The sequence below is a fragment of the Mesorhizobium shonense genome (assembly GCF_040545255.1).
In the GTDB taxonomy this organism is placed as follows: Bacteria; Pseudomonadota; Alphaproteobacteria; order Rhizobiales; family Rhizobiaceae; genus Mesorhizobium; species Mesorhizobium shonense.
In genome coordinates this window covers 129,514-141,172 of sequence record NZ_JBEPLM010000008.1, presented here as the reverse complement: position 1 = coordinate 141,172, position 11,659 = coordinate 129,514, and the positions used below count along the sequence as shown (strand labels likewise).

10 protein-coding genes are annotated in these 11,659 nt (G+C 65.1%); 5 read left to right on the top strand and 5 right to left on the bottom strand.

Features of this window, described 5'->3' with window-relative positions; all coding sequences use genetic code 11:
- The first annotated feature begins 3 nt into the window (after positions 1–3).
- The 3 genes from ABID26_RS21080 (at position 4) to ABID26_RS21070 (ending at position 1,899) form a co-directional block, all read left to right on the top strand.
- Complete coding sequence (locus ABID26_RS21080) at positions 4–441, top strand: hypothetical protein (RefSeq protein WP_292344079.1); 438 nt, start codon at positions 4–6, stop codon at positions 439–441.
- A 128-nt stretch (positions 442–569) separates the two neighbouring features.
- Positions 570–1,535, top strand: coding sequence for an energy transducer TonB family protein (locus tag ABID26_RS21075; protein WP_292371194.1), 966 nt, complete (start codon positions 570–572; stop codon positions 1,533–1,535).
- Between the two features lie 49 nt (positions 1,536–1,584).
- Entirely contained in the window at positions 1,585–1,899 is a 315-nt protein-coding gene (locus ABID26_RS21070) for an antibiotic biosynthesis monooxygenase family protein (RefSeq protein WP_354416248.1), read from the top strand.
- A 43-nt stretch (positions 1,900–1,942) separates the two neighbouring features.
- On the opposite strand, the gene putA is transcribed toward ABID26_RS21070, so the two are convergent.
- A complete protein-coding gene (gene putA, locus ABID26_RS21065; protein ID WP_292301035.1) occupies positions 1,943–5,551 on the bottom strand; it encodes a bifunctional proline dehydrogenase/L-glutamate gamma-semialdehyde dehydrogenase PutA in 3,609 nt (1,202 codons plus the stop codon).
- A 164-nt stretch (positions 5,552–5,715) separates the two neighbouring features.
- Here putA and ABID26_RS21060 point away from each other — a divergent pair, with 164 nt between their 5' ends.
- Complete coding sequence (locus tag ABID26_RS21060; RefSeq protein WP_292344084.1) at positions 5,716–6,168, top strand: Lrp/AsnC ligand binding domain-containing protein; 453 nt, start codon at positions 5,716–5,718, stop codon at positions 6,166–6,168.
- A gap of 1 nt (position 6,169) precedes the next feature.
- Here ABID26_RS21060 and ABID26_RS21055 read toward each other — a convergent pair whose 3' ends face one another.
- Positions 6,170–7,378 (bottom strand): cytochrome-c peroxidase, encoded by a 1,209-nt coding sequence (locus ABID26_RS21055; RefSeq protein ID WP_292301032.1) that lies wholly within the window; start codon positions 7,376–7,378, stop codon positions 6,170–6,172.
- Positions 7,379–7,385: 7 nt separating this feature from the next.
- Positions 7,386–7,829, bottom strand: a complete 444-nt coding sequence (locus ABID26_RS21050; RefSeq protein WP_292301030.1) for a FixH family protein — start codon at positions 7,827–7,829, stop codon at positions 7,386–7,388.
- 156 nt (positions 7,830–7,985) lie between these two features.
- On the opposite strand from ABID26_RS21050, the gene ABID26_RS21045 reads away from it, so the two are divergent.
- Positions 7,986–8,906 carry a sugar kinase gene (locus tag ABID26_RS21045; protein WP_292301028.1) on the top strand — a complete coding sequence of 307 codons (921 nt, stop codon included), beginning with the start codon at positions 7,986–7,988 and terminating at the stop codon, positions 8,904–8,906.
- Between the two features lie 45 nt (positions 8,907–8,951).
- Here the strand turns inward: ABID26_RS21045 and ABID26_RS21040 are convergent, their stop codons facing one another.
- Positions 8,952–9,971 (bottom strand): aldose epimerase family protein, encoded by a 1,020-nt coding sequence (locus ABID26_RS21040; protein WP_126099680.1) that lies wholly within the window; start codon positions 9,969–9,971, stop codon positions 8,952–8,954.
- Positions 9,972–10,073: 102 nt separating this feature from the next.
- Positions 10,074–11,531, bottom strand: a complete 1,458-nt coding sequence (locus tag ABID26_RS21035; RefSeq protein ID WP_292301025.1) for an NAD-dependent succinate-semialdehyde dehydrogenase — start codon at positions 11,529–11,531, stop codon at positions 10,074–10,076.
- Positions 11,532–11,659: the final 128 nt, after the last annotated feature.

Here is an 11,659-nt window from a genome sequence, read left to right as displayed (position 1 = left end):
ACCATGAACTTGACGACATCGCTTCGTCTCTTGACCTCGGCGCTGGCGATGTCGCTCGGCCCGGTGCCGGCGTGGGCCCAGTCCGCGCCGGCTCCGGCCCTCAATCTCGAGCTCAACGCTGCGCAGCCTTCCGACAAGGGTTGCCGGCTGACCTTCGTCGTCAACAACGCGCTCGGTGCCGACCTGTCGAAGGCGGCTTTCGAGATCGCGCTGTTCAACGAGGCCGGTGTCGTCGATCGCCTCGCCGTGCTTGATTTCAAGGATCTGCCGGCCGGCAAGACGAAAGTCACGCGCTTCGACCTGGCCGGCGCCGACTGCGGCAAGCTCAGCCGCGTGCTGATCAACAGCGCGACGGAATGCGCAAGCAACGGCGTCGAGCCGGCGGCCTGTATGCGCGGCTTGAAGACGTCGACCAGGGCCGCCATCGCTTTCGGTGCATAGAGGTGGGACTGCATCCTGCCCTCCCAGGAGACGCCATTGCGTGGCCTGCCACCGGTCTGCCGCCATGGGCGGCAACCGATCTTGATTTGACAATCACATGCCCTGCACGGCAGGTCTCGGCGCGAGACATGCAGGACATCAATTACCCCTCCGACACAGGCAGTGAGCTGGCGATCACGGCGGCCGAGCCGCTCATGCAGCCGCGGCAATCGGCCGGGCATCGCAAATGGCCGATGGCGATCATCGCTTCGGGCCTGCTCCATGGCGCTGCGGCGGCCGCGTTCCTGCTCGCGCCTGCCGGAACATTCGACGCCATGGACGCGATTCAGGCCGAGGGCACCGAACAGTCCGGCACCAACGTCACCGGCAGCGCCCTGGACGACCAGTCGTCCGGTGCCGTGGATGTCACCTTGGTGCCCGATCCGCAGCCAGTGAAACGCCAGGCCGCGCAGCCCGCTCCACCAGTCGAAGCGCAGCAACCTGCAAGCGAACCCCCGCCGCCTCAGCTTCCGCCGCAAGCCGTCAAGGAAGCCACTTCTGCGCCTGATATCTTGGCGGCCACCAGCCCACGCCAGGACGACCAGAGTGTCCCCGCCGACAGCAAACCTACGCCCGCGACCGAACCGCAAAGCGCTGAAACGCCCCCTGCCGAGCTTCAACAGCCACCGGTCCCCAGTGCGACATCGAGCGCCCCAGTCGCATCGGCAGGGCCAAACCAAACCATTGAAACCGGCGGCACGGCGGATGGCGATACGCGCGACGCGCCTGTTGTCGCCAGCAAGGGCAAGAAACAGGCCGCCGCCGGCAATGCCCTGGAATCCCGCTACAGCGGTGAGATCCAGAAGAAGCTTGCCCGCGCCAACCGTCGCGTTTCGAAATCGGTCCAGGCCAAGGCTCGCAACAATGCCAGGGTGGTTTTCGTCGTCGCGGCCGACGGCAGCATCAGCGACCTGCAGCTCGCCGAAAGCTCAGGGTCTGCCGAGCTCGATCAATTCGCTTTGACGCTGGTGCGCAAGCAAGCCCCGTTCCCTCCCATTCCACCCGAGACGGGAAAATCAAGTTGGGTGTTCAAGGCGCGGATCGGCCCTTTTTAAAGCCTTCGCCATCCTAAACGTCAGAATTCGTTCATTCGAAAGGAACCCAATGTACATCGCCATGAACCGCTTCAAGGTCCAGAACGGCTCGGAAGAAGCCTTCGAGGACGTCTGGAAGAACCGCGACTCCAGCCTCTCCGACATGAAAGGCTTCAAGGAATTCCATCTGCTGCGCGGTCCGGTCAACGAGACCGAGGGCTACACGCTGTTCGCTTCGCACACCGTCTGGGCGAGCCAGGAGGATTTCGTCGCCTGGACGAAGTCGGAGAATTTCCGCGCCGCCCACCGCAACGCCGGCGGCTCGAAGGTCCATTATCTTGGCCACACACAATTCGAGGGCTTTTCGGTGGTCGAAGGCGCCTGACCGCCGCTAACGCACGGCGGCCTTCAACAATTCCCACACCTGACTAGGCGGCCGCGAGCAGGCTGGCATTGCCGCCGGCTGCAGTCGTATCGACGCAGACCGCGCGCTCATGCGCGTAGGCCGCAGGGTTGAGCACTTCGCTGACCAGCGGCACGATCGGCCCGGCGCGCTCGGCAATCACCTTGCGCACGATGCGCGCCGCTTCCGGCGTGCCGGAGAAGGCGACGACATCGACGCGCAGCGACCGCGCCTCGACCGGGTCCGGGCGGCCATCGATCGCCGCAAGCGGCAGACCTTTGCCGGTGAGGGCCGACAGCGCCGCCGGCGCGCCTGGCGCTACCGCCAGGACCGCGTTGCCGGCGGCTAGAGCCTGGATGGTCTGGGCAAGCAGCGTGTCGGCATCCGGCCCAAGGCAGAGCACCCGCCCGCGCGGGGCCAGCGACAGCGTGTTGGCCTCGCCGGTCGGTCCGGGCAGGTCGACCTGCCCGAAATCGAGGCTCGCGGCGGCGGCAATCGCCGCAGCACCTTTGCCGCGCAGATGTTTCCTCAGGATCGCCACGCGATCCGGCCGCGTCGACCAGCCGCCCAGCACCGGGTCCGGCAGATTGTCGGCGAGTTCGGTGGCGGTTACCTTGTGGCCTTCGCCCACCTCGGTGCCGGCCTCCGGTCCCTTGCGGAAGCGGCGCAGATAATGCGGCCCGCCGGCCTTGGGGCCGGTGCCCGACAGCCCCTCGCCGCCGAAAGGTTGCGAACCGACGACGGCGCCGATCTGGTTGCGGTTGACGTAGATGTTGCCGGCGTGGATGCCGTCGACGAAATGCTGGACGCGGCCCTCGATGCGGGTGTGCAGGCCGAAGGTCAGGCCGTAGCCTTTTCGGTTGATGGCGGCAATCACTGCATCGATATCGTCGGCGTCGAACGTCGCGACATGCAGCACCGGGCCGAACACCTCGCGCTCCATCTCCTCGATGCCCTTGACGCGGAAGACATGCGGCGCGACGAAGCGGCCATTCTTCGGCGTCTCCAGTCTGGCGATCAGCCGGCCCTCCAGCCCCTTCTTCGTGCAATAGTCGCTGATCGAGCCTTGCGCCTCGTCGTCGATGACCGGACCGACATCGGTCGAGATCTGCCAGGGATCGCCGACGGTGAGCGCCTCCATCGCGCCTTTCAGCATCTCCAGCATCTTCTTCTCGACATCCTTCTGGACATAGAGCACGCGCAGCGCCGAGCAGCGCTGGCCCGCACTCTGGAAGGCGGAAGCGAGGATGTCGCGCACCGCCTGCTCGGGCAGCGCGGTGGAATCGACGATCATGGCATTGAGCCCGCCGGTTTCGGCGATCAGCATGGCATCGGGCGCCGCGGTCTCGGCGAGTTGTTTCTCGATGAGCTTGGCGACCTCGGTCGAGCCGGTGAAACAGACGCCGGCAATGCGCGGGTCGGCGGTGAGCGGCGCGCCGACCGAGGGGCCGTCGCCCGGCAGAAGCTGGATGACATCCTCCGGCACGCCGGCCTCGCGCAGCATCTCGACGGCGCGGAAGGCGATCAGCGGCGTCTGCTCGGCGGGCTTGGCGATCACCGAATTGCCGGTGACCAGCGCCGCGGCGATCTGGCCAGTGAAGATCGCCAGCGGAAAATTCCACGGCGAGATGCAGACGATTGCGCCGCGCGCCTCGGTGCCCGCTTCGGCATTTGCCGCCTCCGCCGCGTAGTAGCGAAGGAAGTCGACCGCCTCGCGCACTTCGGCAACGCCGTCGGCCAGCGACTTGCCGGCCTCGCGGGTGGCCAAAGCGAAGAACTCGGCGACATTGGCCTCGTAAAGGTCGGCGGCGCGGTTGAGGATCGCCGCGCGCTCGGCAACCGGGCGCTTTGCCCAGGCCGGCTGCGCGCCGACGGCGATGCGCACGGCGGTGGCCACTTGCTTGGCCGCTGCCTCATGCACCGTGCCGACGACTTCGTCGGGCTTGGCCGGATTGACGATCTGGCGCTGCTTGCCGTAGCCGGCGGCGCGCGTGACCGGCTTGGCATGCCAGCGGTCTGCCCCGGCAAATTCCGCCCTCGCCCTATCAATGGCCGCAAGTGTCACCGGGTCGGTAATGTCGAAACCCTTGGAATTGCGTCGGTTGGCGCCGAAGATCGCGGCGGGACGCGCGATTGCCGGGTTGGAGGCTGAACCTTGTTTCTCAACCGCCTCCAGCGGGTCGCGCGCGATCTCCTCCGGCTCGACCTCCTCGTCGGTCAACTGATGGACGAAGGAGGAGTTGGCGCCGTTTTCCAGGAGCCGCCGCACCAGATAGGCGAGCAGGTCGGAATGCGCGCCGACCGGCGCGTAGATGCGGCAGCGCGTCCCTTCAGCCTTGCGCACCGTCTCGTGCAGGGATTCGCCCATGCCGTGCAGGCGCTGGAACTCGAAGGAATCGCGGTCCTTCGTCATCAACAGGATCGCCGCCACGGTGTGCGCGTTGTGGGTGGCGAATTGCGGGTAGATGCGGTCGGTCATCGACAGCAATTTTCGCGCACAGGCGAGATAGGAGGCGTCGGTATTGGTCTTGCGGGTGAAGACCGGATAGCCGGACAGCCCAAGCGTCTGTGCCCGCTTGATCTCCGTGTCCCAATAGGCGCCCTTCACCAGCCGCACCATGATCTTGCGGTCGTATTTTTTCGCCAATGCATAGAGCCAGTCGACGACGAAGGCCGCGCGCGGGCCATAGGCCTGGACGACGACGCCGAAACCGTCCCAGTCGGCGAGTTCCGGTTCGGCCAGCACGCGTTCAATAACGTCGAGCGACAGATCGAGCCGGTCGGCCTCCTCGGCATCGATGTTGAGGCCCATGCGCGAATGCCGCGCGGCGAGCGCCAGCGACAGGAGCCGTTCTGCCATTACCGGCAGCATCTTGTCCTTCTGCGCCACCTCGTAGCGCGGATGCAGTGCCGAAAGCTTGACCGAGATGCCGTGATTGTAGCGGATGTCGGGTCCGTTCGAGCCGGAATCCAGCGAGGAAATCGCATCCGCATAGGCTCGGTGGTAGCGCAGCGCGTCGGCTTCGGTACGAGCCGCCTCGCCTAGCATGTCGAAGGAATAGAGATAGCTCTTCTGCGTCATCGGCCGGCCGCGCCTGACGGCCTCGGCGATGGTGCGGCCAAGCACGAACTGTTCGCCCATCTCGCGCATGGCCGCCGCAACGGCTTTGCGGATGACCGGCTCGCCCAGCCTGCGCACCATGGCGCGCAGGGTGCCTTCGATGCCGCCCTCGCCCTCGTCGAGCACGCGGCCGGTCAGCATCAGCGCCCAGGTCGAGGCATTGACGAAGATGGAGCTGGAGCTGCCCGAATGCGCCGACCAGTCATGCGGCGCGATCTTGTCGGCGATGAGATCGTCCATCGTCTCGGCATCGGGCACGCGCAGCAGCGCCTCCGCCAGGCACATCAGAGCCACGCCTTCCTTAGTCGAGAGGCCGTAGGCGGAGAGAAAGACCTCCATCAGCCGGGGATCCGTCGAGCCGCGCACCGCGCGCACCAGATCGGCGGCTCGAGCCGAGATGGCCTTGCGCTCTTCCGCCGAAAGCCCGGCCGTCGCGGACAATCGCTTCACCGCCTCGTCTTCGTCGGGCAAATAGTTGGCGCGGATCTGCTGGCGGATGGCATCGAGCGGCATGTCGGGTCCATGAAAGCGAGCGTGAGCGTGCGGTCTGGCGATCACCGGACCGAATGGCGCAAGCTAGCATAGCTCCCAACTTCCATCGATCCAAAGAAATCGATAAGATAGTTCGATTGAACTATCATATAGGATAAATTCCCATCGTTTAGACTACCATATCGATGATCGAAGACCAATTGGACCGCATAGATCGCAACATCCTGTCCGCGCTCGGGCGCGACGGACGGCTTTCCATGTCGGAGTTGGCGGCCAAGGTCGGCCTGTCGAAGACGCCGGTACAAGCGCGCGTGAAGCGGCTGGAGAAGGATGGCTACATAAGGGGCTATCGCGCCATCATCGACCGCGAACGCATGGGCGAAGGCCATGTCGCCTTCGTCCAGGTGAAGCTGTCGGACACGCGCTCCGCAGCGCTCGACGCCTTCAACCGCGCTGTGCAGGGGGTATCGGAGATCGAGCAGTGCCACATGATGGCGTCGAGCTTCGATTATCTCCTGAAAGTCCGCACCACCGACATCGCCGCCTACCGCCGCGTGCTCGGCGAGCGCATCTCCGCCCTTCCCCATGTCGCCCAGACCTCGACCTTCGTGGCGATGGAGACGGTCAAGGATCGCTAACCTACTCCGACAGCGTCTTCAGAAACGCCACCAGCGCCGCGCGCTCGCGGTCCGACAGATCGAGCGGATGGACCTCGGAAACGCCTTCGACGCTGGGCGCCGCCTTCGAATAATGCGCGACCACTTCGTCGAGCGAGGAAAACTGCCCGGCATGCATGTAGGGCGCACGCGTGGCCGCGCCCCTTAACGACGGCGTCTTGTAAGCGCGCACCAGCTGCTGCCCGTCCTTCACCATGAAGCGCAACTCGCGGCAGGCGCTTGCGTCCCCGTCGCGGAACTTGCCCAAGCAGTTGAAGGGATCGGCCTGGACTTGAGCCACCGCATCGACACGGCCGCGATCCGGCTGCAGATCCTTGACCGGCGGCACGCCGGTGTTGTGGAAAGCATTGTCGGTGAAGCGCGGCCCGTTGTGACAGGTCACACAATTGGCCTTGCCGATGAACAGCTTCAGCCCGAGGGTCTCTTCCGGCGAGAAAGCGGCATCGCCTTGCGACTCGGCGCCGGTCGCGAGGTCGATGGCGAAGCGGTCGAAACGCGTCTGTTGCGGCTCGATCGACCGCTCGAAGGCGGCGATCGCCTTGCCGATATTGGCAAAGACGCGGTTGACGTCGTCGGCCTGGCTGGCCGGCATGGCGTTCCAAGCTGCTTTCTCGGCATCGGTGCCGAGCGGGCTGGCATTGGCCGGCACGGTGGAAAGATCGGGAAGCGGTCCGAAGATGCGCTCATAGCGCTCGCCGAACCGGTTCTTGATGTAATGCGCGAAAGCGGCGCGATTGCCGGCTTGCTCAAGCGGGTTTTCGAGCGGCGTCAGCGCTTGCGCCCAAAGGCTGTCGCGCCGCCCGTCCCAGAAGAACCAGGGATCGCGCGCCACGCCGGCCAGCGGCATGGTGCGACGGTTGGTATGGCCGACGCCGACCGCCTGCGGCAGGTCGTCCTGGAATTGGCGGTCGATCTTGTGGCAGGTCGAGCAGGACACCGTGCCGTCGCGGCTCATGCCGACATCGAAGAACAGCGTCGATCCGAGCGCCGCTGCGGCCGGCATGTCGGCATATTGGTTCGTGGTGTCCACTTTAAGCGCCGGCAGCGTGTTCAGCGCCAGCGAGGCGATGGTCTTCTTCTCGGCGTCGCTGAACTGAGGCTTGCCGCAGCCGCCAAGCAGAGCGAGCACGGCCAGAGTGGCCAGGCTTGCGACGCGGGCGAGACGCCTCATCGGCCGCTCACAGCACGATGTTGAAGACGACGGAATCGGAACCCGCCGCCGCCGAGATGGCGAAGCGCAGCTGCCACCAGCCGCTCATGGTGAATTTCACGCCGTCGATGCGATACCGTCCCTCGCCCAGATAGTCGGTCGCCTGCGGACTGGTCGGCAGGCCGTGATTGTGTTGCGGCATGCCGCCGAAAACAGTGATCGCAGCACCCTCCACCGGGGCGCCGGCGGCGGTTTTCAGCGTCAGCAGCCAGGACTGCAGCTCGCCTTGCCGGATGACGCCGCGTTCCGGCTCGAAGCTGGCGACGAACAGGCCGCTCGCCGTCTTCTTCGAGCGCGACGTGTCGGGACCCGGCGCCGAGTGCGGCGCCGTCAGATAGACGACTACCAGGATGCCGACCAAAAGGGCAGCCAGACCGAGACCCGCAAGAATGTAACGCCATATCGATGCCAAACCGGTTCCTCTTCGGCTGATAACGTCACGGGCTGCGCGCAGCATCCCGCCCCGCCTGTGGGAAATCGCTTCTGGCGCAAAATTCCGCCTGCGCCAAGCATGGCGCTGCCGGTTGCAAAAAGCTACAGCAGCATCGTTTCAGGAGGAACGAGCCCCATGACCGCCAATGGTATTGCTTCGATCGGCGAATGCATGCTCGAACTGTCGGGTCAGGCAGGACCGAACTGGCGCATGGGCTTTGCCGGCGACACCTTCAACACGCTGTGGGCGCTACATGCGCTGAGCCCGGAGCGGCCCGCGACCTATGTCTCCGCCTTCGGCGATGATCCCTTCTCGCGCGATCAGATCGGCTTCTTCGCCCAGAACGGTATCGGCATCGGCAACAGCCCGGTCATTGCCGGCGCCAGGCCCGGCCTTTACGCCATCACGCTCACCGGAGCCGAACGCGCCTTCACCTATTGGCGAAGCGACGCGGCCGCGAGACAGCTCGCCTCCGATCCGGTCGCGCTAGAAAAAAGCCTTGAAAACCAGGCGCTTGTCTATTTTTCCGGAATCACCCTGGCAATTCTGGACAATGCGGCACGCAAAATCTTGCTTGCGGCCATTGCGACCGCCCGTTCGACGGGCTCTCTCGTCGCCTTCGACCCGAACTACCGCCCCAGGCTCTGGCAGAGCCGTGAAACCGCGCAGGCTGCGATCCTGGAAGCGCTCGCCGTCGCCGACATCGCGCTACCAACTTTTCCCGATGAGCAGATGCTGTTCGCAGACGAGACACCGCAGGCGACCGCAGAAAGGCTCGGGAAGCTGGTCGGCGAAGTCGTCGTCAAGAATGGCGAGCAGCCCGCGTTGATTGCCATGAACGGCGAAGCGCAGACCGTTGAGGCCGTACACGTCGCGACGCCCGTCGACACCACCGGTGCCGGCGACTCCTTCAATGGCGGATATCTTGCCGCGAGGCTTGCCGGCCATGCCCCGGCCGATGCGGCTCGGCGCGCGCACAAAGTCGCCGCCGCGGTCGTACAAGTCCGCGGCGCGCTGGCTCCATTCGAGACGTTGAGAGCTGCGTTCGACAGTTAAGCGGTATCGAAGCTTAAGCAGACATCGCTTCAATAGCGTCAAACTTTAAGGCAGGCGGAACCGGTATTCCGTAACCTGATGATAGATTTGCCCAGGCCAGAGCGTGGCCTGGGGGAAATAGGGCCGGTTCGGCGCGTCCGGCCAGGCCTGCGCTTCAAGGCAAAAGCCGGAGAACGGCTTGTAGCGGCGGCCATCCAGCCCCGGCGACGACGGCGCGACATACTGGCCGATATAGAGCTGCAGGCCGGGCTCCGTCGTCCAGACTTCCATCTCGACGCCCGAATTGGCCCCTTGCACCCAGGCCGCCTGGTGAAGCGGTCCGCGGCTGGAGGCGAGGCAGAAATTCACGTCGTAGGGGAGCTGCTCGCCTTCCGTTTCCATGCGCAGCGGCCGCGCCTGGCGAAAGTCATAGGGCGTGCCGTCGACCGGCTTCACCACGCCGGTCGGGATCATCTCGCCATCGACCGGCGTATAGGCACCGGCATTGAGCATAAGCCGGTGGTCGAGGATGTCGCCCGCGCCGCCGTCCTCGAGGTTGAAGTAGGAGTGCTGCGCCAGGTTGCACAGCGTCGGCTCCTCGCAGGTCGCGGTCAGCTCCATGCTGAGCGTGCCGGGGATCTTCAGCCGGTAGGTGCAGGTGACGTCCAGCGCCCCTGGAAAGCCCATCGTGCCGTCCGGATCGTGCAGCGTCAGCGTCACGAAATCGCGTCCGTGCAGCGAGACGGTCCATGGCCGGTGGAAATAGCCTTCCGTGCCGCCATGCAGCGTGTGCTTGCCGAGAAAATTGCGCTCCGTCTGATAGCGCTTGCCGGCGATGGTGAAGCGGCCGTCGCGAATGCGGTTGGCGAAACGGCCGACAACGGCGCCGAAATAGGCGCGATCGGTTTCGTAAGGTTCGAAACGGTCGTAGCCCAGCACCAGCGGCGCGTCGTGGCCAGTGAGCCGCAGATCCTGGACGATTGCGCCGAGCCCGATGATGTTGGCTGTCAGCCCGCCGCCGCGGATGGTGAAACGGCGAACCGGCTCGCCCGCCTGCGTCGTGCCGAAGACCTCGCCATCCTTCATCGCTGTGCCCGAAACGTCAGTTCGTTGATCCGGGGACTTTGGCCGGCTTTGTCTCGTCCAGCAAGGCAGGCAACATGCCCGCCCTGCTCCTCGGGTAAGCTGTCAGAGCCCGAGCCCGCCGATGCAGACATATTTGGTGTCGAGGTAGTCCTCGATGCCCTGATGTCCGCCTTCCTTGCCGAGGCCCGATTCCTTGACACCGCCGAACGGCGCCTCGGGCGTGGTGATCAGGCCCTCATTGACGCCGACCATGCCGTATTTCAGCCCTTCCATGACGCGGAAGGCGCGGCCGAGATCGCCGGTGTAGAAATAGCTGGCAAGGCCGAACTCGGTGTCGTTGGCCAAAGCGATGGCCTCTTCCTCGGTCTCGAACTTGAACACCGGCGCGACCGGCCCAAAAATCTCTTCCTTCATGAAGCGCATCTTCGGCGTCGCATTGGAAATCACGGTCGGCTGGAAGAACGAGCCGCCGAGCGCATGGCGCTTGCCGCCGGCGACGACCTTGCCGCCTTTCGACGTCGCGTCGGCGATCAGTTCCTCGACCTTCTCGACCGCCTTCTCGTCGATCAGCGGCCCCTGCTGCACGCCTTCCTCCAGGCCCGAACCGACCTTGAGGTTGTTGCTGGCGGCGGCGAGCTTCTCGACGAACTTGTCATAGACGCCCGCCTGGACGAGGAAGCGGTTGGTGCAGACGCAGGTCTGGCCGGAATTGCGGTATTTCGCGGTGATGGCGCCGGTGACGGCGCGATCGATGTCGGCGTCGTCGAAGACCAGGAACGGCGCGTTGCCACCGAGCTCCATCGACACTTTCTTGACGGTCACGGACGACTTCTGGATCAGGATCTTGCCGACTTCGGTAGAGCCGGTGAAGGTGATCTTCTTGACCAGCGGGTTGGCGCAGATCTCGTCACCGATCTCGCCGGCCGAGCCGGTCAGGATGTTGATGACGCCCTTGGGGAAGCCGACCTCCTCGGCGAGCGCGCCCCAGGCGAGGCCCGAATAAGGCGTCTGCGAAGCCGGCTTGACCACCGCCGTGCAGCCGGCGGCCAGCGCCGGTCCGAGCTTGCGGGCGAGCATCGAGGACGGAAAATTCCACGGCGTGATGGCGGCGATGACACCGACCGGCTCCTTGGTCACCAGGATGCGGCGGTCGCCCCAGGGCGACGGCACGATGTCGCCATAGGTGCGGCGGCCTTCCTCGGCGAACCACAGGATGTAGCTCGCGGCCGAACCGATCTCGCCCTTGGATTCGAACAGCGACTTGCCCTGCTCGATGGTGAGAAGCTCGGCCAGCACGTCCTGATTGTCCATCATGGCGTCATGCAGCTTGCGCAACAGCTTCGAGCGCTCGAGCGCGGTGGTCTTGCGCCAGGTCTTGAAGGCTTCCTCGGCGGCCTCGATGGCGCGGCGGGTTTCGGCCTTGCCGGCCTTCGGCACGGTGCCGATCTTGAGGCCCGTTGCCGGATTGTTGACGTCGACGGTCTGGCCGCTGTCGGCCTGCACCCATTCGCCGTTGATGAGATTGGCCTGGCGCATGAAATGGCTGGTTTTCTGAAGCATGGTCTGGCCTCCGTTCGGCGCGCTGATCGGCCGTTTTTCTGGATATTCGATGGCGTGCATGGCCGCACGCTGGCGCATTGCTCTTACCTAGGGAAAGCCCGGCAAGCAATCACAAGATGGCATATAGG